Source organism: Microbacterium sp. NPDC096154, from assembly GCF_040302945.1.
Lineage (GTDB): Bacteria > Actinomycetota > Actinomycetes > Actinomycetales > Microbacteriaceae > Microbacterium.
Window position 1 is genome coordinate 202,110 of record NZ_JBEOSM010000003.1, and the last position, 21,502, is coordinate 223,611.

Annotated in this window: 18 protein-coding genes; 12 read left to right on the forward strand and 6 right to left on the reverse strand. The window is 71.6% G+C overall.

Annotated features, from left to right (window positions below; genetic code table 11):
- The first annotated feature begins 36 nt into the window (after window positions 1–36).
- Complete coding sequence (locus ABTW64_RS05655; RefSeq protein ID WP_350620129.1) at window positions 37–504, forward strand: hypothetical protein; 468 nt, start codon at window positions 37–39, stop codon at window positions 502–504.
- A 74-nt stretch (window positions 505–578) separates the two neighbouring features.
- On the opposite strand, the gene ABTW64_RS05660 is transcribed toward ABTW64_RS05655, so the two are convergent.
- Genes ABTW64_RS05660 through ABTW64_RS05670 form a run of 3 tightly spaced genes read right to left on the reverse strand, consistent with a single transcriptional unit; the run spans window position 579 to window position 4,217 of the window.
- Window positions 579–1,478, reverse strand: coding sequence for a MaoC/PaaZ C-terminal domain-containing protein (locus ABTW64_RS05660; protein WP_350620131.1), 900 nt, complete (start codon window positions 1,476–1,478; stop codon window positions 579–581).
- Window positions 1,475–2,839: a 3-oxoacyl-ACP reductase gene (locus ABTW64_RS05665; protein WP_350620133.1), complete on the reverse strand. Its 1,365-nt coding sequence runs from the start codon at window positions 2,837–2,839 to the stop codon at window positions 1,475–1,477. Before ABTW64_RS05665 ends, ABTW64_RS05660 begins: the two co-directional genes overlap by 4 nt.
- A gap of 16 nt (window positions 2,840–2,855) precedes the next feature.
- On the reverse strand, window positions 2,856–4,217 hold the full coding sequence (locus ABTW64_RS05670; protein ID WP_350620135.1) for an acetyl-CoA C-acetyltransferase: 1,362 nt from the start codon (window positions 4,215–4,217) through the stop codon (window positions 2,856–2,858).
- A gap of 109 nt (window positions 4,218–4,326) precedes the next feature.
- Here ABTW64_RS05670 and ABTW64_RS05675 point away from each other — a divergent pair, with 109 nt between their 5' ends.
- Window positions 4,327–5,022, forward strand: coding sequence for a TetR/AcrR family transcriptional regulator (locus ABTW64_RS05675; RefSeq protein ID WP_350620137.1), 696 nt, complete (start codon window positions 4,327–4,329; stop codon window positions 5,020–5,022).
- Between the two features lie 26 nt (window positions 5,023–5,048).
- On the opposite strand, the gene ABTW64_RS05680 is transcribed toward ABTW64_RS05675, so the two are convergent.
- A complete protein-coding gene (locus tag ABTW64_RS05680) occupies window positions 5,049–6,281 on the reverse strand; it encodes an aminotransferase-like domain-containing protein (protein WP_350620139.1) in 1,233 nt (410 codons plus the stop codon).
- A 158-nt stretch (window positions 6,282–6,439) separates the two neighbouring features.
- Here ABTW64_RS05680 and ABTW64_RS05685 point away from each other — a divergent pair, with 158 nt between their 5' ends.
- From ABTW64_RS05685 to ABTW64_RS05720, 8 genes are all read left to right on the forward strand, one after another.
- Window positions 6,440–8,650: an NADP-dependent isocitrate dehydrogenase gene (locus ABTW64_RS05685; RefSeq protein ID WP_350620140.1), complete on the forward strand. Its 2,211-nt coding sequence runs from the start codon at window positions 6,440–6,442 to the stop codon at window positions 8,648–8,650.
- Window positions 8,651–8,818: 168 nt separating this feature from the next.
- A complete protein-coding gene (locus ABTW64_RS05690) occupies window positions 8,819–9,853 on the forward strand; it encodes an iron-siderophore ABC transporter substrate-binding protein (protein WP_350620142.1) in 1,035 nt (344 codons plus the stop codon).
- Between the two features lie 17 nt (window positions 9,854–9,870).
- The gene (locus ABTW64_RS05695; RefSeq protein ID WP_350620517.1) at window positions 9,871–10,896 is read left to right on the forward strand and encodes a FecCD family ABC transporter permease; all 1,026 of its coding nucleotides are present in this window, start codon (window positions 9,871–9,873) and stop codon (window positions 10,894–10,896) included.
- Window positions 10,893–11,951, forward strand: coding sequence for a FecCD family ABC transporter permease (locus ABTW64_RS05700; RefSeq protein WP_350620144.1), 1,059 nt, complete (start codon window positions 10,893–10,895; stop codon window positions 11,949–11,951). The genes ABTW64_RS05695 and ABTW64_RS05700 overlap by 4 nt, the downstream gene beginning before the upstream one ends.
- A complete protein-coding gene (locus ABTW64_RS05705; protein ID WP_350620146.1) occupies window positions 11,948–12,748 on the forward strand; it encodes an ABC transporter ATP-binding protein in 801 nt (266 codons plus the stop codon). The genes ABTW64_RS05700 and ABTW64_RS05705 overlap by 4 nt, the downstream gene beginning before the upstream one ends.
- Before the next feature lie 122 nt (window positions 12,749–12,870).
- Window positions 12,871–13,902, forward strand: coding sequence for an NADP-dependent oxidoreductase (locus ABTW64_RS05710; RefSeq protein ID WP_350620148.1), 1,032 nt, complete (start codon window positions 12,871–12,873; stop codon window positions 13,900–13,902).
- Window positions 13,903–13,999: 97 nt separating this feature from the next.
- Window positions 14,000–14,983 carry a Gfo/Idh/MocA family protein gene (locus ABTW64_RS05715; RefSeq protein WP_350620150.1) on the forward strand — a complete coding sequence of 328 codons (984 nt, stop codon included), beginning with the start codon at window positions 14,000–14,002 and terminating at the stop codon, window positions 14,981–14,983.
- A gap of 51 nt (window positions 14,984–15,034) precedes the next feature.
- The gene (locus tag ABTW64_RS05720) at window positions 15,035–16,000 is read left to right on the forward strand and encodes an NYN domain-containing protein (RefSeq protein ID WP_350620152.1); all 966 of its coding nucleotides are present in this window, start codon (window positions 15,035–15,037) and stop codon (window positions 15,998–16,000) included.
- A gap of 63 nt (window positions 16,001–16,063) precedes the next feature.
- Here ABTW64_RS05720 and ABTW64_RS05725 read toward each other — a convergent pair whose 3' ends face one another.
- A complete protein-coding gene (locus ABTW64_RS05725) occupies window positions 16,064–17,098 on the reverse strand; it encodes an LLM class flavin-dependent oxidoreductase (RefSeq protein ID WP_350620154.1) in 1,035 nt (344 codons plus the stop codon).
- 112 nt (window positions 17,099–17,210) lie between these two features.
- The gene (locus tag ABTW64_RS05730) at window positions 17,211–18,653 is read right to left on the reverse strand and encodes a carotenoid oxygenase family protein (RefSeq protein WP_350620156.1); all 1,443 of its coding nucleotides are present in this window, start codon (window positions 18,651–18,653) and stop codon (window positions 17,211–17,213) included.
- Between the two features lie 203 nt (window positions 18,654–18,856).
- Here ABTW64_RS05730 and ABTW64_RS05735 point away from each other — a divergent pair, with 203 nt between their 5' ends.
- Together ABTW64_RS05735 and ABTW64_RS05740 are read left to right on the forward strand one after the other, a co-directional pair.
- Window positions 18,857–19,741, forward strand: a complete 885-nt coding sequence (locus tag ABTW64_RS05735; protein ID WP_350620158.1) for an alpha/beta hydrolase — start codon at window positions 18,857–18,859, stop codon at window positions 19,739–19,741.
- Window positions 19,742–19,746: 5 nt separating this feature from the next.
- Window positions 19,747–21,411: a CocE/NonD family hydrolase gene (locus ABTW64_RS05740; protein ID WP_350620160.1), complete on the forward strand. Its 1,665-nt coding sequence runs from the start codon at window positions 19,747–19,749 to the stop codon at window positions 21,409–21,411.
- Window positions 21,412–21,502 lie beyond the last annotated feature (91 nt).

Genomic DNA, 21,502 nt, shown 5'->3' on the forward strand with positions numbered 1-21,502 from the left:
TCGTGCAGGTCGGGGGGCCTCTGCCATGCTGGCGTCATGACCGACGTCACCCGGGAGCTGCCGCGCACACGCGCGGGATCGCCCGTGCTGATGAAGGTGCGCGGCCTGATCCTCACGGCCGTGCTGTCATGGCTCGGGTACGCGATGTTCACAGGTGGCAGCCGGGGCCGCTGCTACGGCGAGATGTACGACGACGGGTCGGGCGGGCTGCACCAGACGTGCGAGCAGTGGAACCTCACGGAGAGCCCCCTCGTCGGCGTCGTCATCGCGGCCCTCGCCTATCGCGCGGTCAGCCGCGCCGCGCGCCATGCGCTCGACGACGCCGACGCCATCCGGATGCTCGATCGTGCCGGCATCGCCATCATGATCGTCGCCGGCGCCTCGCTCGTCATCGCGAGCGCGTGGTTCTGGATGATGCCCGGCCCCGGAGAGGCGACGAGCTACATCTGGCCGTTCCCGTTCGGCGCGGTCGACGTCGAGATCGACCCGCCTCCCGTTCCGTAGGAGATCTTCCCTCCGACGGAGAACCGATCCGGAAGCGCTCCGTCGGACGGCATGTCTCCTGCCGGACAGCGCGGTCAGGGGGGCGTGACGGCGCCCGCGAAGTGCTTCGTGCCGCGGCGGCCGTTCCAGCCTGCGAATGCGAAGCCCTCACCGGTGCGCGTGATCGCGACGTCGACCGTGCCGGGCAGCAGCACGGGCTTGGCGAACTCCACGGTCCACCGGAAGCTCTCCCCTCGCGCCGGGCCCACCTCGGCCAGCGCACGCGCCGCCGTGTACATGCCGTGGGCGATGGCGCACGGGAACCCGAACGCCCGGGCCGCGAGGGCAGACATGTGGATGGGGTTGCGGTCGCCCGACACGGCGCCGTACGCCCGGCCGGTGTGCGCCGGCAGCGCCCAGCGGCCGGTCGGCAGCGGCGGGGACCACGCGGACTCCTCCGCCCGCTCGGGCGCGCGCTCGCCGGTCGAGACGCCCTTCGCGAGGTAGGTCGAGACCCCTCGCCAGGCGAGCTCTCCCGCGACGCGGATCTCGGCCGTGAAATCGGCCGTCACGCCGCGTCGGTGCGGGCGCAGGTTCTCGGCCCATGCGCGCACCTCCAGCTCGTCGCCGAGCAGGACGGGCCGGCTCACCGCCACGTCGTTGGCGATGTGCACCATGCCGAGCGGGGGCAGGGGGAAGTCGCGACGGGTCATCACCGCCATCGAGAGGGGAAACGCGAGGGCGTGGAGGAAGCCGGCGGGCAGCACGTCGGAGGCCGGCTCGCGCACGACCCGCTGGTAGTCGCGCAGGTGCGCCGCCATCCCCCCGGTGCCGACGCCTGCGACGCGGACCTCCGTGCCCGGGAGCACGGGCGCGGCTCCCCCGCCGCGCGCCGCCCGGCTGGCGGCGATGCGCGCCGACGACGCGACGGCCCCGGCGTACAGGCCTCCGAGCGACGGCAGCGTGGGCAGCGTCACGACCCGGCGCTGGGTCATCGGCCGACCATGTTCTGACCGCAGACGCGCAGCGTCTGACCGTTGACGCCGGCCGCGGGCGGCGACGCGAGGAACGCGATGGCCTCGGCCACATCGACCGGCTCGCCGCCCTGCAGCAGTGACGAGAGGCGGCGGGCCACCTGTCGGGTGGCGAACGGGATGTGCTTGGTCATGTCGGTCTCGATGAAGCCGGGGGCGACCGCGTTGGCCGTGCCTCCGGTCGGCGCGAGCAGCGGCCCCGTGGCGGCCGTGTGACCGATGACGCCGGCCTTGGTGAACGCGTAGTTGGTCTGTCCCCGGTTGCCCGCGATGCCCGACGTCGAGGCGAGCGACACGATCCGAAGGCCGGGCAGCTCACCGCGATCGGCCGCCGCCAGCAGCTGCTCGTTGATGCGCAGCTGCGAGGAGACGTTCACCGCCACGACCGCATCCCACTTGGCCGCGTCCATGTTCGCCAGCAGCTTGTCTCGGGTGATGCCCGCGTTGTGCACCACGATATCCAGTCGGCCGTGCCGCGTCTTCGCGTGCTGCAGGATGCGCGTGCCCGCGTCCGGCGCGGTGACGTCGAGCTGCAGCGCCGTGCCCCTGACCGCGTTGGCCGTGCGGGCCAGCCCATCGCCCGCGGCGGGGACGTCGACACACACCACGGTGGCGCCGTCGCGCGCGAGCGTCTTCGCGATGGCCGCGCCGATGCCACGCGCGGCCCCTGTGACCACGGCGACCCGGCCCGCGAGCGGCTTCTCCGCGTCGAAGCCCTCGAGCGGCGGGGCCGCGTCGGTGGGGCCGACCTCGAGCAGTTGCCCGTCGACGTACGCCGACTTCGCCGACAGGAAGAAGCGCACGGTGGCGAGCACCGAGGCATGGCCGACGTCGAGCCCGTCGGAGAGCACGACGCCGTTCGCCGTCGCGCCGCCGCGCAGCTCGTGCGCGAGCGAGCGCAGGAACCCGTCGACGCCCTGGCGCGCGGCCGCGAGCTCGGGGGCGTCGCTCGAGGTGACAGGCCGCGACAGCGTCACGACGCGACCGCTCGGCTGCAGCCGCTTGAGCGCGCCGGGCAGCGAGAGCACGACCGCGGATGCGTCCTGGGGTCGTGCGAGCTCGGTGAGCACCGGCAGGATCGCGCCCCAGCGCGCGTCCTCCGACGCGTCGCGGCGCACATCCAGGCCCCACCCCAGCAGCGCCGTGGCCACGCGGTCGGCGTCGCGGCGAGATGCGTCGTCCGAGACCACGAGCACGGGGCCGACGGTGAGTGGCTGACCGGGCTTGTACCGGCGCAGCAGGGCAGGCCGCGGCAGGCCCAGCTTCTTGGCGAGCACCTTGGTGAGGCCGGTGTTCACGGCCCGCGTGTATGCGTCAGTCATCCTTCGCTCCGCCGGGTCAGGCCGACTCGATGATCGCGGTGGCGCCCAGGCCGCCCGCTGCGCAGACCGAGATGAGGGCACGCGCGGGCTTTCCCGTCTCCGCGGCGCGCTGGGCCACCATCTTCGACGCGGAGGCCAGGATGCGCCCGCCCGTCGCGGCGAAGGGATGACCGGCCGCGAGCGACGAGCCGTTGACGTTGATCTTCGCACGGTCCACCGCGCCGAACGCGCCCTCCAGGCCCAGCTCCGTGCGGCAGTACTCGTCGTCCTCCCACGCCGCGAGCGTGGTGAGCACGGTCGAGGCGAAGGCCTCGTGGATCTCGAAGAAGTCGATGTCGTCGAGTGCGAGGCCGTTGCGGGTCAGCAGGCGGGGCACGGCGTGCACGGGGGCCATGAGCAGACCCTCGTGGCCGTGCACGAAGTCGACCGCGGCGGTCTCGGCATCGACGAACTTCGCGAGCACGGGCAGGCCCTTGGCCTCGGCCCAGTCGCGCGATGCGAGCAGCACGGCCGACGCGCCATCGGTCAGCGGGGTGGAGTTGCCGGCGGTCATGGTCGCCTCGGTGCCGGCGAGGCCCTTGCCGAACACCGGCTGCAGCTTGGCCAGCTTCTCGAGCGAGGTGTCGGCTCGCAGGTTGTCGTCGCGGGTCAGTCCGCGGAACGGCGTAACGAGGTCGTCGAAGAAGCCCGCGTCCCAGGCCTCGGCGAGGTTGCGGTGGCTGCGGAACGCGATCTCGTCCTGCGCCTCGCGCGTGATGCCCCAACGGGCCGTGGTGATGGCCTGGTGCTCGCCCATCGACAGACCCGTGCGGGGCTCGTCGGTGGCCGGCGTGAGCGGCTTGAGGTCGGCCGGGCGCAGCGAGGCGATCGCCTTGAGGCGCTGCGACAGCGTCTTCGCGTGCGAGACGTTCAGCAGCGCCCGACGAAGGCCCTCGCTGACGGCGATGGGTGCATCCGAGACCGTGTCGGTGCCGCCCGCGACGCCCGAGTCGATCTGACCGAGCTTGATCTTGTTCGACACCGCGATCGCGGCCTCGAGACCGGTGGCGCAGGCCTGCTGCAGGTCGTATGCCGGCGTCTGCGGCGACAGCGACGAGCCGAGCACGCACTCGCGGATGAGGTTGAAGTCGCGGGAGTGCTTGAGCACGGCGCCGCCCACGACCTCGCCGAGGCGCTCGCCCTGAAGGCCGAAGCGGGCGACGAGCCCTTCGAGCGCCGCCGTGAACATCTCCTGGTTGGAGGCGTCGGCGTACTTCTTGCCCGCTCGCGAGAACGGGATGCGGTTGCCGCCGACCACGACCGCGTCGCGCAGCGCGGGTGTCGTCGGGCGTTCGGCACCCTGGGTGGTCGGGGCGGGCGTGGTGGAGCGTGCGGCCACTTCGTCGTTCCTTCGCTCGGATTGCGAGTCGGGTGATGGATCGGGTCGACAGCGCCGTCGGCGGATCGACCATGATGTGAGACTCAGAGTACCTGATACTCTCGGTCGCGTGATTCAGACGGGCGACCAGCGTGGGCAGGACGGGCGCAGGACCCGGTGGGACGACCACCGCGCCGCCCGTCGGCGCGACCTGGTCGATGCCGCTCGCAAGGCTGTGCACCGCGGCGGGCCGGGCGTCTCGATGGACGAGATCGCCCAGGCGGCGGGCACGTCGAAATCGATCGTCTACCGCTACTTCCACGACAAGGCGGGCCTGCGCCGCGCCGTCGCATCGGCCGTCGTGGCCGACATGCACGACGCGCTGGCTCGCGCCGCCCGACAGGCCCCCACACCGCTTGCGGCCATGCGCGCCATGGTGGGCGTGTATCTCGAGATGATCGAGCATTCGCCGCAGGTCTACTGGTTCGTCGCGCGGGCGTCGATCGCGGGGCCGGACCCCGAGGCCGTCGACGACAAGGCGCGGTCGACGGAGACCGAGGAGACGCCGCTGTCGTCGTACCTCGACTCGGTGATCGAGCTCGTGGCGGGGCCGTTCGCGCAGGCGGCGGGCGTCTCCCCGCATGACGCCGCCGCCTGGGCTGCGGGCGCGGTCGGGTTCGTGCGCGGCACGGGCGAATGGTGGCTGGCCCACCGTGGCCTCGCCGCGCTCCCCGACCGCGACGCGCTCGCGGAGCAGATCACGCTCTGGCTGTGGGACGGCCCCGTGGGCGTGCTCCACAGCCACGCTGCCGCTCCCACTTCCTGACAGCGTCCGTCAGCCGCCGTCCGGCTCTACGGCGACAGCGAGCGCACGGCCTCGGCCAGACGGCGCGCGCCCTCGGCGAGGCGCTCCTCGGGCTCGAAGCTGAAGGCGAGGCGCACGGTGTCCTCGCGGCTGCCGTCGGCCATGAAGGCACTGCCCGGCACGTAGACGACGCGCGCGGCGATCGCGGCGTCGAGCAGCCCGTCCGACGGGGTGCCGTCAGGCAGCGTCACGACCGTGAAGAACCCGCCACGCGGGTGGGTCCAGGTCGTGCCCGCCGGCATGTGCCGCTCGAGCGCGGCCATCAGGGCGTCGCGCCGGTCGCGGTACACCGCCGTGCTGCGACGCACGTGGGCGCGCCAGTCGGTCTGCGTGACGAAGCGCTCCGCGAGCAGCTGACCCGGCACCGACGCATGGATCGTCATGGCCTCCACCACGAGCTGCACCCGCGCACGCAGCTCGACCGGGGCGGCGACCCATCCCACCCTCACGCCTGGCGAGAAGATCTTCGAGAACGAGCCGAGATACACGACGTTCTCCGGGTCGCGCGCGTACAGGGTCGTCCGGGCGGAGCGCGTGTCCCCCGCGTCGTCGAACGCGAGCATCCCGTACGGGTTGTCCTCGACGATCAGGATGCCCTCGCGCCGGCAGATCTCGACCACTGCGTCGCGCCGCTCCTCGCCGAGCGTCGCGCCCGACGGGTTGCCGAACGTCGGCACCGTGTACAGGAACGGGATGCGCGATCCGGATGCCCGCACGCGCGCGATCGTCTCCTCGAGCGCCGCGGGGATCATCCCGTCCTCGTCGATGTCGACCTGCGCGACCTCGGCCTCCAGGCCGCCGAAGATCGACAGGGCGCCGACGTAGGTCGGCGCCTCGGCGAGGACCGTGTCGCCCGGATCCGCCAGCAGCGTGGTGATCGCCTGCAGGCCCATCTGCGACCCCGCCGTCACCTGGATGCGCTCGGGCCCGGCCTCGACGCCCTCCGCCCGCATCACCTCGCGGATCGCCTCGATCGTTCCCGCGAGGCCCTGGGCCGGCTGGTACTGCAGCGCGTCGACCTCGCGGTCGCGCAGCACGCCGACGGCGAGGCCGGCCACGACGTCGCGAGGCAGCGCGGCCAGGTCGGGGCTGCCGCCCGCGAGCGAGATCATGCCCGGCTGCATCGCGATGTCGAACACGGATCGCACGCCCGACGGATGGAAGCGCTCGGCGCGCGCCGCGTAGGTCGGTCTGCGAGGAGTCGGGGCATCGGGGGTCATCGCCCCCGATGCTCTCACGCGTTCCGGCCGTCCGAGGACACGGGCCGGCACGGGCGCTCGGGTATCTTGAAATCGAGAGAATCGGCGCCCGGTCCGTTCGGCGGGAGTAGCCGATCGGCTGACCACCAGGGCCCACGATCACAGGGAGCTTCTTCCGCATGTCGAAGATCATCTACACGCACACCGACGAGGCGCCGCTGCTGGCGACGTACTCGTTCCTGCCGATCGTCGCGGGCTACGCGGCGAAGGCGGGCATCGAGATCGAGACGCGCGACATCTCGCTCGCGGGCCGCATCCTCGCGCAGTTCCCCGAGCGCCTCACCGAGGAGCAGCGCATCGGCGACGCGCTGAGCGAGCTGGGCGAGCTGGCCAACGACCCCTCCGCCAACATCATCAAGCTGCCCAACATCTCGGCGTCGGTCCCGCAGCTCGAGGCGGCCATCGCCGAGCTGCAGGCGCTCGGCTACGACATCCCCGACTACCCGGGCAACCCCGAGACCGACGACGAGCGCGAGGTCGCCGCCCGCTACGACAAGGTCAAGGGCTCGGCCGTGAACCCCGTGCTGCGTCAGGGCAACTCCGACCGCCGCGCGCCCGCGTCGGTGAAGGCCTACGCGAAGGCCCACCCGCACTCGATGGGCGCGTGGAGCGCCGAGTCGAAGACCAACGTGGCCACGATGGGCCACGACGACTTCTACTCGAACGAGCAGTCGGTGGTCATCCCGGCGGCCGACACGCTGCGCATCGAGCACGTGGGCCAGGACGGCGCGGTCACGGTGCTCAAGGACGACCTCAAGGTGCTCGAGGGCGAGGTCGTCGACGCGACCTTCATGAGCGCCAAGGCGCTCGACGCGTTCCTGGCCGACCAGGTCGAGCGCGCCAAGGCCGAGGGCGTGCTGTTCTCGGTGCACCTCAAGGCGACCATGATGAAGGTCAGCGACCCCATCCTGTTCGGTCACGTCGTCAAGACGTTCTTCAAGCCCGTCTTCGAGAAGTACGGCGCCGACCTCGCGGCCGCCGAGCTGTCGCCCAACGACGGCCTCGGCGCCATCTACGCCGGCCTGGACGCGCTGCCGAACGGCGCCGAGATCAAGGCCGCGTTCGACGCCGCGCTGAACGAGGGCCCCGCGCTCGCGATGGTCAACTCGGACAAGGGCATCACCAACCTGCACGTGCCGAGCGACGTGATCGTCGACGCGTCGATGCCCGCCATGATCCGCATCGGCGGCCACATGTGGGGCCCCGACGGCAAGGAGGCCGACACGCTCGCGGTCATCCCCGACTCGTCGTACGCCGGCATCTACCAGGCCGTGATCGACGACTGCAAGGCCCACGGCGCGCTCGACCCGGCCACCATGGGCACCGTGCCCAACGTGGGCCTGATGGCGCAGGCGGCCGAGGAGTACGGCTCGCACAACAAGACGTTCGAGATCGCGGCGCCGGGCACCGTGCGGGTCGTGAACTCGGCCGGCGACGTCCTGCTGTCGCACGAAGTCGAGGCCGGCGACATCTGGCGCGCATGCCAGACCAAGGACGCCCCCATCCGCGACTGGGTCAAGCTGGCTGTGACGCGCGCCCGCCTGTCGAACACGCCCGCGGTGTTCTGGCTCGACGCGAACCGCGCCCACGACGCCAACCTGATCGCCAAGCTCGAGCAGTACCTGCCCGAGCACGACACCGAGGGCCTCGAGCTCCACGTCATGGCCCCGGCCGAGGCGACGCTGTTCTCGCTCGCGCGCATCCGCGAGGGCCTCGACACCATCTCGGTCACCGGCAACGTGCTGCGCGACTACAACACCGACCTGTTCCCCATCCTCGAGGTGGGCACGTCGGCCAAGATGCTGTCGATCGTGCCGCTGATGGCGGGCGGCGGACTGTTCGAGACCGGCGCGGGCGGCTCGGCGCCCAAGCACGTGCAGCAGCTCGTGGCCGAGGACTACCTGCGCTGGGACTCGCTGGGCGAGTTCTTCGCCCTGGCGGCGTCCTTCGAGCACCTGGCCCAGACCACCGACAACGCCAAGGCGCAGGTGCTGGCCGACACGCTCGACCGCGCCACGGGCACGTTCCTCGACGAGGACCGCTCGCCCGGCCGCAAGATCGGCACGATCGACAACCGCGGCTCGCACTTCTACCTGGCCCTGTACTGGGCGCAGGAGCTGGCCAAGCAGACGGACGACGCCGAGCTCGCCGCCGCCTTCGCGCCGCTGGCCGAGAAGCTCGCCGCCGACGAGAAGACGATCGTCGACGAGCTCATCGCGGTGCAGGGCAGCCCCGTCGACATCGGGGGCTACTACCGCCCCGACGCCGAGAAGACCTCGGCCGTGATGCGCCCGTCGGCCACGTTCAACGCCGCGCTCGCGGCGCTGTAAGCGCACACGACACGTGCGACGGCCCCGGTCCCCTGCGGACCGGGGCCGTCGCCGTTCCCGCCCTGCGGTCGCACGCCCGTTGGATGGGAGCCGTGAAAGGTGTTAGGTTAGGCGAGCCTCACCTACCCGGTCCGGGGCATCCCCGTCACAGCATCGAAGGGATCTCCCTTGCGCATCGCACGCACTCTCGGCGCGGCCGCCGTCGCCCTCGCCCTGACCGCCTCGCTGGCGGCCTGCTCGTCCTCCCCCGCCGCCGAGCCCGGCGCGTCCGCCGGCACCGGCGGCGACGGCGCCTTCCCGGTCGAGGTCGAGCACGTCTTCGGCACCACCGAGATCCCCGCCAAGCCGGAGCGCATCGCGACGGTCGCATGGGCCAACCACGAGGTGCCGCTCGCCCTCGGCGTCGTGCCGGTGGGCATGAGCAAGGCCACCTGGGGCGACGACGACGGGGACGGCGTGCTGCCCTGGGTCGAGGACAAGCTCGCCGAGCTCGACGCCGAGACGCCCGTGCTCTTCGACGAGACCGACGGCATCCCGTTCGAGGAGGTCGCCGACACGCAGCCCGATCTGATCCTCGCCTCGTACTCGGGCCTGACGCAGGAGGACTACGACACGCTGTCGAAGATCGCTCCCGTCGTGGCGTACCCCGAGGTGGCCTGGGGCACGTCCGTGCAGCAGATGATCGAGATGAACAGCACCGCGATGGGCATGAAGGCCGAGGGCGAGCAGCTGATCGCCGATCTCGACGCCCGCGTGCAGGAGTCGCTCGATGCGCACCCCGAGATGAAGGACAAGACGTTCCTGTTCTCGTTCTTCGACCCGGCCGACCTCAGCCAGGTGGGCTTCTACACGAGCCTCGACACGCGGCCCGGCTTCCTGACCTCGATCGGCCTTCCCGAGCCGCAGGTCGTGGTCGACGAGTCAGCCAAGACCGACTCGTTCCTCGCCTACGTCAGCTCCGAGGAGGCCGAGCGCTTCGACGACGTCGACGTGTTCGTCACCTACGGCGACGAGAGCCTCAAGGAGGCGCTGCAGGCCGACCCGCTGCTGTCGCAGATCCCGGCGATCGCCGAGGGACGCATCGCCCTGCTGGGCGTCGACCCGCTCGCCGCGTCGGCCAACCCGTCGCCGCTCTCGATCGGCTGGGGCATCGACGAGTACTTCGACCTCCTCGCCGGAGCCACCGGCGGCGCCGAGGGGTGAGCACGCGCCTCGCGCCCATGACGACGCCGGATGCCGCGAACCTGCGGCGTCCGGCGGTCGTCCGTCTGGCGTGGCTCGCCGCCGCGACCGCGGCGCTCGTCCTGCTCATGGTGGCCTCGGTCTCGCTGGGCGTGCGCGATGTCGCGTTCGACGACGTGCTGGCGGGGCTCGCGGGCGGCACCGACACGATCTCGCAGGCCGCGGTGTTCAAGCGCGTGCCGCGCACCCTGCTCGCCGCTCTGGTCGGCGCGGCCCTGGCCCTCGCCGGCACCGCGATGCAGGCCGTGACCCGCAACCCGCTCGCCGAGCCGGGCATCCTGGGCATCTCGGGCGGCGCGTCGCTGGCGGTGGTGATCGGCGTGGCCTTCTTCGGTCTCGCGAACGCCGCCGCGTGGGCCGCGCTGGCGATCGCGGGCGCCTCGATCGCCGCAGTCTTCGTCTACACGGTCGGCTCGCTCGGCCGCGGCGGCGCGACGCCCCTCAAGCTCGCGCTCGCGGGGGCGGCGACCTCGGCGGCCGCCATGTCGCTCGTGAGCGCCGTGCTGCTGCCGCGCGTCGACGCCATGAACACCTTCCGCTTCTTCCAGGTGGGCGGCGTCGGCGGCGCCGACGCCGCCAAGATCGGGCTCTTCCTGCCGTTCGCGATCGTCGGCACGCTCGTCTGCCTCGCGATGGCGCGCGGCATGAACTCGCTCGCGCTGGGCGACGACCTCGCCTCCGCCCTCGGCGAGAACGTGATGCGCACGCGCCTCATCTCGGCCGCCGGCGGCGTCATCCTGTGCGGCGCCGCCGTGGCGGTCGCCGGCCCCATCGGCTTCGTGGGCCTCGTCGTGCCGCACGTGTGCCGCCTGCTGATCGGCACGGACCATCGCTGGCTGCTGCCCGCGTCGGCGCTCGTGGGCGCGTGCCTGCTGATCGCGGCGGACGTCGTCGGCCGGCTGGTCCTGCCCGGTCAGGAGCTCGAGGTCGGCATCGTCACGGCTCTGATCGGCGCACCGTTCTTCATCTGGATCGTCCGCCGCCAGAAGGTGCGTGAGCTGTGACCGTCGCCCCTGCCCTCTCCCAGCTCGCAGCCGACCCGGCCGCCGTCGCCGCCGGCCGTCGCCTGCGCGCGCGGCGCCGCACCGTCATCACCGTCGTGCTGGCGGTGCTCGCGGCGACCGTGGCCGTCGTCTCCCTCATGGTCGGCAACACGTTCTACGGCCTGGATCAGGTCATCCGCGTGATCCTCGGCGAGACCGTTCCGGGCGCGTCCTTCACGGTCGGCGAACTGCGCCTGCCCCGCGTCGCTCTGGGCATCCTGGTCGGCTTCGGCTTCGGCATCGCGGGCGTCACGTTCCAGACCATGCTGCGCAATCCCCTGGCCTCGCCCGACATGATCGGCATCAGCAAGGGCGCGAGCGCCGCCGCCGTGCTCAGCATCGTGGTGCTGGGGCTCGACGGCATCGCGGTGTCGCTCGTCGCGCTCGGCGGCGCCCTGGCCACCGCGATCGCGATCTGGCTGCTGTCGCACCGCGGCGGGTTCGCCGGGACGCGGCTCATCCTGATCGGCATCGGCCTGGCGGCGATGCTCGACAGCGTCATCACCTACGCCCTGTCACGCGCCGCCACGTGGGATCTGCAGGGCGCGATGCTGTGGCTGACGGGCAGCCTCAATCCCGCCTCGTGGGAGCGGGTGCAGCCGATCGCGGCGACCTTCGCGGTGCTGGTGCCGCTGCTGCTCATCCTGGGCGGGCCGCTCGACGTGCTGCGGCTCGGCGACGAGTCCGCGGCGGCGCTGGGCGTGCGCGTGCGGCGCACACGACTGCTCGCGATCCTCGCGGCCGTGCTGCTGGTCGCGCTGTCGACCGCGGCGGCGGGCCCCATCGCCTTCGTCGCCCTGATGTCCGGGCCCATCGCGGCGCGCATCGTCGGGCCCGGCGGCTCGCTGCTGCTGCCGGCCGGGCTGATCGGGACGCTGCTCGTGCTCGTGGGCGACCTCGTGGGACAGCACGCGTTCGGCGGCCGCCTGCCGGTCGGCGTCATCACGGGCGTGCTCGGTGCGCCGTACCTCATCTTCCTGCTCGTCCGAGCCAATCGATCCGGAGGCACCCTGTGACCGTCTCTCACACGCTCGAGACCGAAGGCCTGACACTCTCGTACGGCGACCGCACGGTGGTCGAGGGGCTCGACCTCACCGTCGCGCCGGGCCGGATCACCGCGATCGTCGGCGCGAACGGATGCGGCAAGTCGACGCTGCTGAAGGCCATGGCGCGCCTCATCGCGCCGAGCGAGGGGCGGATCGTGCTCGACGGCAAGGCGCTGCACGAGCGGCACTCGAAGGAGATCGCGCGCCTGCTGGGACTGCTGCCGCAGAGCCCCGTCGCGCCCGAGGGCATCGCGGTGGCCGACCTCGTGGGCCGCGGCCGGCACCCGCACCAGCGGCTGCTCGCGCGCTGGAGCCCGCAGGACTACGCCGCGGTGGCCGAGGCGCTCGCGGCGACCGGCATCTCGGAGCTCGCGAACCGCTCGGTCGACGAGCTGTCCGGCGGTCAGCGGCAGCGTGTCTGGATCGCGATGGCGCTCGCGCAGGCGACCGACATCCTGCTGCTCGACGAGCCGACCACGTTCCTCGACGTCGCACACCAGGTCGAGGTGCTCGACCTGCTCACCGACCTCAACCACGACCGTGGCACGACCATCGTGATGGTGCTGCACGACCTGAACCTCGCCGCGCGCTACGCCGACGAGCTGATCGCGGTGCGGGGCGGCGCGGTGCACGCGCAGGGGGCGCCCGACGACGTGCTGACCCCCGAGCTCGTGCAGTCGGTGTTCGGCCTGGCGAGCACCGTCATCCCGGACCCCCTCACCGGCAAGCCCATGGTCGTGCCGAGCGGTCGTCACCACGTGGGCTGAGGTCCGCCCTCCCACGCGGACCCGAACGCGCTCGGGCATGTCCCGCTTGTGGCCCGTGTCGGGGCCGGATGGCGCGGATCCCGCGAGGGCATGTCCCACTTATGGCCCGAACGCGCTCGGGCATGTCCCGCTTGTGGCCCGTGTCGGGGCCGGATGGGGGCGACAACTGGGACACGCCCCGCGACGCGGCGGCCGCCGCTAACCTGGCCCGTATGGCGAAGGCGATCCAGTACACCGAGCTCGGCGGCCCCGAAGTTATCACTCTGAACGACATCCCGGACCCCCAGCCCGGGGCTGGACAGGTCGCGATCCGGATCGAGGCGGCCGGCGTCAATCCGATCGACTGGAAGCTGCGCGAGGGCATCCGGCCCTCCGCTCCGATCTCGAAGCCGCGCGGCACGGGCACGGACGGTGCAGGGCACGTGACGGCCGTGGGCGAGGGCGTGGACGGCTTCCGCGTGGGCGATCCCGTGGTCTTCTCGGGCAAGCTCGGCGCGTACGCGACCGATCTCGTCGTGCCGGCCGAGAAGGTGTTCGCGCGCCCGGCGGGCGTGCCCGCCGCGGTGGGCGCCGCTCTGGGCATCCCCGTGGGCACGGCGTACCAGGCGCTGCGCTCGCTCGGTATCCGCGGCGACGACACGCTGCTGATCCACGGCGCGTCCGGCTCCGTCGGCCAGGCCGCCGTGCAGTTCGCGGTGCTGGCCGGCGCACGCGTGCTCGGCACGACGAGCGACGCGCGCGCGAGCCGCGTCTCCGACCTCGGCGGCGAGCCGATCGCATACGGCGAGGGCCTGGTCGAGCGCGTGCGCCAGGCCGCCCCGGACGGCGTGACGGCCATCCTCGACTTCGCAGGCACCGACGAGGCGATCCACGCGTCGCTCGAGCTGCTGGAGGACCGCAGCCGGATCGCGACCATCGTGCGCGGACCGGATGCCGCCGACTTCGGCATGCGGGCGTTCGGCGGCGGCGCTCCCGAGCCCCTCACCGCGCAGCAGGAGACGTGGCGCAGCGAGGCCATCCCCGTGGCGCTGGCGCTCATCGCCGCAGGCAGGTTCTCGGTCGAGCTCGGCGAGCAGTTCCCGCTGGAGCGGGCCGCCGACGCGCAGCGCGCCAGCCGCGAGGGCGCACCGGGCAAGCTCATCGTCGTGCCCTGACCCGTCCGCGCGGCCCCGCCCGCTCCCCGCCCGCGAATTTGTCCTGCGTCGTGTCGGTGGCCGCCGCGTAGGCTCGAGGCATGACCGGAGATCTCGCATGAGTGGACTGCGCTGGGGCATCCTCGCCACGGGCGGCATCGCGCACGCCTTCGCCTCCGACCTGCGCACGGCGGGCCTCGACCTCGTCGCCGTGGGCTCGCGCTCTCAGGCCTCGGCCGACGCATTCGCGGCCGAGTTCGACGTCGCCCGGGCGCACGGCTCGTACGAGGACCTCGCCGCCGATCCGGATGTCGACATCGTGTACGTGTCGACGCCCCACCCGATGCACGCCGACAACGCCCGGCTGGTGCTCGAAGCCGGCAAGCACGCGCTGGTCGAGAAGCCGTTCACGCTCAACCGGGGCGAGGCCGACAGCCTGCGCGAGCTCGCCGCGAGCCGCGGCCTGCTGGTCATGGAGGCGATGTGGACGCGCTACCTGCCGCACATGGTGCGCGTGCGCGAGATCATCGAGTCCGGCGCGCTCGGCGAGATCCGCGCCGTGTTCGCGGATCACACCCAGCGCCTGCCGCTCGATCCCGGCCACCGCATCAACGCCATGAGCCTCGGCGGCGGCGCGCTGCTCGACCTCGGGATCTACCCGATCTCGTTCGTCTGGGACATCCTGGGCGCGCCCGAGACGGTGCAGGCGGCCGCACGCCTGGGCGAGACGGGGGCCGACGCCGAGGTCGCCACCGTGATGACGCACGCCGGCGGCGCCGTGTCGACGACCATCTCGTCGTCGCGCGCGGCGGGTCCCAACACGGCACACGTGGTCGGCACCGAGGCGCGCATCGACATCGACCGGGTCTGGTACACGCCGACGTCGTTCACGGTCACGGGCCCGGATGGCACGGTGATCGAGCGCTACGAGTCGCACGTCGACGGCCGGGGCATGCAGTTCCAGGCGATCGCCGCCGAGCACTTCGTGTCGGAGGGCCTGCTGCAGGGGCGCGAGCTGCCGCTCGACGAGTCGGTCGCGATCATGGGCACGCTCGACGACATCCGGCGCCAGATCGGGCTGACCTACCCCGGCGAGGACTGACCGCGCGGTCGCATCCCCCCTCCTCCGCCCTCCTCGACAGAGATTGGACCCATGGCAGACTCCTCCGACGCACGCGTCGCGGTGTACCTCGACTTCGACAACATCGTGATGAGCTGGTACGACCGCGTGCACGGCCGCAACTCGTACAGCAAGGACCGGCAGAAGATCGCCGAGAACCCGACCGATCCCGAGGTCGCCGACAAGCTCGCGCTCGCGACCATCGACGTCGGCGCGATCATCGACTACGCGGCGTCGTTCGGGACGCTCGTGCTGACGCGCGCGTACGCCGACTGGTCGTCGCCCGTCAACGCGATCTACCGCTCCCAGCTCGTGGGCCGCGCGGTCGACCTGGTGCAGCTGTTCCCCGCAGCGGCCTACGCGAAGAACGGGGCGGACATCCGGCTCGCCGTCGACGCGGTCGAGGACATGTTCCGCCTGCCCGATCTCACGCACGTGGTGATCGTCGCGGGCGACTCCGACTACGTGCCGCTCGCTCAGCGCTGCAAGCGCCTCGGGCGCTACGTGATCGGCGTGGGCGTCGCCGGCTCGACGGCGAAGTCGCTCGCCGCGGCGTGCGACGAGTTCGACGCGTACGACACCCTGCCGGGCGTCACGCTGCCGAAGAAGCCCAAGGCGGCCGCCGCCGCTCCGGCCGAGAAGGCGGCCGATGCCGCCGAGACCGCCGAGACCAAGCAGCGCAGCCGCCGGTCCTCGCGCGCCAAGCAGGCGCCGGCCGACGACGACACGCTGGTGCCCTTCGACGAGATCCCGCCCGAGGATCTGCACGCCGCCGCGTCACGGCTGCTCGACCGCGCGCTGCGCCTGGGGCGGGACAAGGGCGACGACGCGGAATGGCTGCACACCTCGGCGGTCAAGCAGCACATGCGCCGGATGGATCCCTCCTTCAGCGAGAAGACGCTCGGCTTCCGCTCGTTCACGGATTTCGTGAAGTCGCGCGACCAGATCGCCGAGGTGCAGGAGAGCGGTCACGAGCGCCTCGTGCGCCTCAAGGACTGAGTCCCCTCGGGGACCGGAGCTCGCCGCGGCGCCGGGGCCCGCGGCGGTCTCCGGTATGCGCGGTCAGGCGGCGACGGATGCGGAGAGCGCCGCGAGCACCCCGGGGATCACCTGCTCGTCGAACAGGTCGATGGACGACAGCGCGTCGGCCACCGGGAGCGACCCCCAGCTGAACGAGCTCGCGAGATAGTTGACGCCCGTGGTCTCGACCACATGCGCGACCTGCGCCGTGACCTGCTCGACCGACCCGACGAAGAACAGGTGGTCGGCCACGAGCTGACGCAGGTCGGGCGCGGGCGGCTGCTCGACGCCGTGCCGGCGCCACAGCCAGGTGAAGTTGTCGTAGTGGTCGGCGAAGGCGGCCTCGGCCTTCTGCCAGGCCTCGTCCTCGGTCGGCGCCACGAACACGTGCCGCAGCACGCCGAAGCGCGGGTGCTTCTCGTCCGAGCTCACGGTCGCGCGCGCCTCGAAGTAGATGTCGCGACGCTCGCGCACGACGTCGAGGCCGGGCGACTTGAAGGCGAAGCCGAAGATGGTGTTCTGGCCGTTCACGGCCGCGCGCTGGATGGACTCGGGGTTGGAGGTCGGATACCACGTCGTGAAGACCGGCTGGTGCGGGCGGATCGCGAGCGGGAACTCCTCCCCTGTCTCGGTGCGATACGTGCCGGTCTCGAGCGCCTCGAGGATGCGCGGCAGGAACGAGTCGTAGCGGGCCTGCATCTGGTCGGGCCCGTAGCCGAACATGCGCGCCTCGATGGGCGACGATCCCTTGCCGATGCCGAGCTCGAGCCGGCCGTGCGAGAGCTGATCGACCATCGCGATCTCCTCCGTGAGGCGGAGGGGGTCGTACAGCGGCACGATGAACGTCATCGGCGCCAGCCGGATGCGCTCGGTCTCGCGTGCGAGCGCCGCGGCGAAGAGCCCCGGCGACGCGGCGAGGCCCAGTGTGGCGCCGTGGTGCTCGGCGACGTGATACCGCTCGAAGCGGCCGCGGTCGGCCCGCCGCGCCACCGCGATGCGGTCGTCATACGTCTCGGCGATGCTTCGCCGCCTGTCGACGTCGACCCAGTCGAAGACGCCGAATTCCAGATCGATCACGCTTCTGCCTCTCTGCAGTCGTGGGGTTCTCAGTCTGCCGCCCGTGCGGCGGCGCGGCCACGTCCGCGCCGCCGGTCCCGACCCGGTGTCCTCGGATCGGGACGGGACGATGTCAGCGCGTCGCGCCGAGCGGCGCGCGGTTCTTGATCTGGTCCAGCGTGGCGAACGAGCCGTGGAACGAGAACGACTGACGGTACGGCAGCAGGATGCGCGCGACGGGGTCCGCCTTGATGTTCTTGGCGTCGAGCACCCAGAACTCGGCGCGGTTCTCGGCCATGAAGTTGACCATCGACAGCACCCACCCGTCGCCCTCGGGCGCGTCCTCCGACCGCGGCAGGAACATCGGCTCCTGAGCCACGACGCCCGGAGGCAGCTCGTGCACATCCACCTTCTGGTTGTCCCAGTCGAGGGTCGCCAGACCGCGGTCGTGCCGGAAATAGCCCCAGCGGTAGCGGTCCATCTGGTAGCGCAGGTCGAGGCGCGGCATCTCGCCCACCGATCCGGGCACCGCGTGCTGCGTGGGCTCCGTGGCGTCGTCGGACAGGTCGAAGCACAGCCGCGTGATCTTGGCGATGCCCTCGTCGATCGTCGACAGCTCCCCGAGCGTCGTGGGGAAGAACGAGAAGCCGTTGCCGGGAGAGATCGTCGCGTCGACGTAGACCTTGTCGCCCTCGGTGAACGCGTTCATGATGTGGCCGCTGAAGGTGTTCGGCAGGTAGAACCACCGCATGTCGGCGACCGTGCCGCCTCGCGGCATGATGCCCCAGGCCGACGGCTTCGTGGGGTCGTAGTTGTAGAAGTCGCCGCCGCGCTTCATCCGCTCCTCGTCGACCGTGAGGGGCATGACGTCGAAGATGACGTGCTCGCGCGTCACAGCGAAGTCGTGCGAGAGGCCCGGCCAGGGCATCTTGAACTTCTCCTCGCGGATGAGGTTGCCGTCCTTGTCGGCCACCTGCAGCGCCATGACGGGCTCGATGAGGCTGCGGTCGGCGAAGAGTCCGAAGCTCCACCACTCGCCCGTGACCGGGTCGACCTTGGGGTGGGCGCACACCGTCATCGACTCGAGCTTGCCCTGGAAGTTCCAGGTCTCCTCGCTCGTCTCGAGCGTCTCGGGGTCGACCATGTACGGGTGGCTGTCCTCGCGCAGCGCGAAGAGGCGCCCGCCGTGCCAGTGCGCGTACGTGTTGCCGGTGTTGTCGCGGTCGAGCACCTCTGCCAGCGGGTCGTCGGTGTACGGGTTGCGGTACTTGCCCATCAGCCGGCGGCGCGCCTCGCGCTCGGCCAGCAGCCGCTCGGTGCGCACGTAGCGCGACTTGAAGTCGACGTGCCCGTCTTCGAAGCGCAGCACCGACATGAGGCCGTCGCCGTTGATGATGACGTCGTCCTCGAGCGTCGGGTAGAAGCGGTCGCCGCCCACGCGGAACAGCGCGCCGTTGATCTCGCGCGGCACCTCGCCGATGATCTCGGCGTCGTACAGCTCCGCCTCGAGACGCGTCGAGGGCATCTCCTTGCCCTGGAAGCTGTGCATCTTGTAGAAGGCACCGGCGAGCGTCATGTCTGCTCCTCGTATCGGCGTCCGCTGCGGGCGGCGGACGGCTGCGGTCAGCGTATGGAGGCAGCCGCCAGAGCGGGCACTTCGCGCACGCGAGTGATTCGGGGATCGGCTGTCGCCCGCGATAGCCCGGGATCGCGCCGCCCGCTCCTAGGGTCGGAACGTATCGTCCCGACCCCGCCGCCCGCGGCGATGGAGGCAAGCGCATGGCACAGACGTTCAAGGAGCGCCGCAGCGCGCTCGCGGCCCTCGGGCTCGATCTCACGCCCGACATGGTGGGCGGCACGATCGCGATCGCGGCGCCCGACATCGACCCGGCGATCTACGAGGGCGTCAAGGTCGTGAAAGACCTCGCCTACGGGCCCCACGAGCGCAACGTGCTGGACGTCTACAAACCCGCCGACGGCGGGGACGGCCGCCCCGTGCTGATCTACGTGCACGGCGGCGGGTTCGTGCGCGGCGCGAAGGACTCCGACACGACCCCCTACTTCCGCAACATCGGGGCGTGGGCCGTGCAGCAGGGATGGGTCGCCGTGGTCATCAACTACCGGCTGGCGCCCGAGCACGCCTACCCGAGCGGCGCGCAGGATGTCTCAGCCGCCGTCACGTGGACGGTCGACCGCATCGCGGAGCACGGCGGCGACCCGGCGCGCATCTTCCTCGCGGGCCAGTCGGCCGGCTCCATGCACGTGGCCGACTACGTCGTGGGCCACGGCGGCTTCGGGCCGCACGGGCGCGCGCTGGCCGGCGCCGTGATCGTGTCGTGCATCTACGACGTGGGCCGCGCGTCGCACAAGGACCTGCACACCGCCTACTGGGGCGAGGACACGTCGCGCTGGGGCGAGTACGCGACCCTGCGTGGCCTGATCGACACCGATCTGCCGCTGATGCTGGCGGTGAGCGAGTACGACGAACCGGAGTTCCAGGATCACGCGTCGCAGTTCGTCGCCGAGTGGTTCGCGCAGCGGGGCACGTATGCGCCCATGCACCTGCTCTACGGGCAGAACCACCTCACGCCGGTCTACGGCGTGGGCTCGCCGTGGGACGAGCTCGGTCCCAAGCTCGCCCGCTTCATCGACGTCAACGGCTGACCGGCATGCCCTTCGAGTACCGCTACCGCGAGCGCCGGCAGGACATCGTCGAACGCGGCGGACCGCCGCATCCGCGACCCCGCGTCGAACGGCACGGCGACGTCATCGCGCACTACGACATCCCGGTCCCGACGCGTGACGGCAAGATCATGTGGACCGACGTGTTCCTGCCGGCGTCGGGCGAGCGCGTGCCCGCGATCGCGAGCTGGACGCCGTATGGCAAGGCCAACCCCGCCCCGATCGGCAAGCGCTTCCCGCGGTCGGGCGTGAGGGACGACGCCCTCAGCGAGCTGGTGAGCTTCGAAGCGCCCGACCCGGCATGGTGGGTACCGCGCGGCTACGCCGTGGTGGCGACCGACATGCCCGGCATGTGGCATTCGACGGGTCCCGCGCACTTCATGGCTCCCGAGGAGGCCTGGGACTACCACGACCTCATCGAATGGATCGGCACGCAGGAGTGGTGCACCGGCAAGGTGGGGCTGTCCGGCGTCTCGTACCTCACCGTGAGCCAGTGGCGCGTCGCCGAGCTGAACCCGCCTCACCTCGCCGCGATCAACCCCTGGGAGGGGTGGACCGACACCTACCGGGAGGTCTACAAGCACGGCGGCATCCCCGAGACGAGCTTCGTGCCCGTGATCTACGACCGCTGGGGAGCGACGGCGCCCGGCACCCTGATCGAGGACCTCGAGACCGAGTTCGCCGAGCATCCGTTCTTCGACGAGTACTGGGAGTCGAAGGCGGCGCAGCTCGAGAAGGTCAGGGTGCCCGCGTTCGTGACCGCGAGCTGGACCGATCACGGTCTGCACACGCGCGGCACGCTCGAGGGCTTCCGGCGCATCGGGTCGGACCAGAAGTGGCTGTTCGTGCACGGCCGCAAGAAGTGGCAGCAGTACTACGCCGCCGAGAATCTGGCCAAGCAGCTCGCGTTCTTCGAGAAGTTCCTCAAGGGGCGCGGCGACACCGAGGTCGAGACCTGGGCGCCGGTCACCGTCGAGGTGCGCCGAGAGCACAGCGACGGTGTGCTGCGCGAGGCGGCGGCCTGGCCACTGCCCGACACCGCCTACACGCCGCTCTACCTCGGCCACGACGGCCGCCTCGCCACGGATGTCGTCGCCGACGCGGGCGCCCAGACCTACGAGGGTCTGGCATCCGGTCTGGCCGCTTCCACCCGCGCACAGTGGACGCACACGTTCACCGAGCCGACCGATCTCATCGGCCACGCCACCGCCGAGCTGTGGGTGTCGGCCCCCGAGGCGGCCGACATGGACCTGTTCGTCGGAGTGTTCAAGAAGCGCGCAGACGGCTCGGTCGTCGGGTTCCCGTACTACGCCCTGTGGGACGACGGCGCCGCCGCGCTCGGCTGGCTGCGCGTCTCGCACCGCGAGCTCGACGCCGAGCGATCCACCGACTTCCTGCCCGTGCTGAAGCACGAGCGCGCGCTGCCGCTCGAGGACGGCGGCCCCACGAAGGCGACCGTCGAGATCCTGCCCCAGGGCACGCGGTTCGAGGCGGGCGAGTCGCTCGTGCTCGTGATCCAGGGCGTCGACCTCTTCCGTCGCAACAACTGGCACCTGCCCCAGCACACGCAGCACGTGAACGAGGGAACGCAGATCGTCCACTTCGGCGGCGAGACGCCGTCGCGCCTCGTGATCCCGATCGTGCCGCGCTGAGAATCGTGCCGCATGGAGGATCGCGGGCGTGCCGGCGACCGACGGGCCGCCGGCCCCGTCCCCGCGACGAGACACGAAGAGGCCGCCGACT

Excerpts from the sequence above, each read along its gene's own strand:
- ABTW64_RS05740 (WP_350620160.1), top strand. The coding sequence starts at position 19,747 with ATGCCCTTCGAGTACCGCTACCGCGAGCGCCGGCAGGACATCGTCGAA.
- ABTW64_RS05685 (WP_350620140.1), top strand. The coding sequence starts at position 6,440 with ATGTCGAAGATCATCTACACGCACACCGACGAGGCGCCGCTGCTGGCG.
- ABTW64_RS05695 (WP_350620517.1), top strand. The coding sequence starts at position 9,871 with ATGACGACGCCGGATGCCGCGAACCTGCGGCGTCCGGCGGTCGTCCGT.
- ABTW64_RS05655 (WP_350620129.1), top strand. The coding sequence starts at position 37 with ATGACCGACGTCACCCGGGAGCTGCCGCGCACACGCGCGGGATCGCCC.
- ABTW64_RS05720 (WP_350620152.1), top strand. The coding sequence starts at position 15,035 with ATGGCAGACTCCTCCGACGCACGCGTCGCGGTGTACCTCGACTTCGAC.
- ABTW64_RS05710 (WP_350620148.1), top strand. The coding sequence starts at position 12,871 with ATGTCCCGCTTGTGGCCCGTGTCGGGGCCGGATGGGGGCGACAACTGG.
- ABTW64_RS05680 (WP_350620139.1), bottom strand. The coding sequence starts at position 6,281 with ATGACCCCCGATGCCCCGACTCCTCGCAGACCGACCTACGCGGCGCGC.
- ABTW64_RS05665 (WP_350620133.1), bottom strand. The coding sequence starts at position 2,839 with ATGACTGACGCATACACGCGGGCCGTGAACACCGGCCTCACCAAGGTG.
- ABTW64_RS05730 (WP_350620156.1), bottom strand. The coding sequence starts at position 18,653 with ATGACGCTCGCCGGTGCCTTCTACAAGATGCACAGCTTCCAGGGCAAG.
- ABTW64_RS05715 (WP_350620150.1), top strand. The coding sequence starts at position 14,000 with ATGAGTGGACTGCGCTGGGGCATCCTCGCCACGGGCGGCATCGCGCAC.
- ABTW64_RS05735 (WP_350620158.1), top strand. The coding sequence starts at position 18,857 with ATGGCACAGACGTTCAAGGAGCGCCGCAGCGCGCTCGCGGCCCTCGGG.
- ABTW64_RS05660 (WP_350620131.1), bottom strand. The coding sequence starts at position 1,478 with ATGACCCAGCGCCGGGTCGTGACGCTGCCCACGCTGCCGTCGCTCGGA.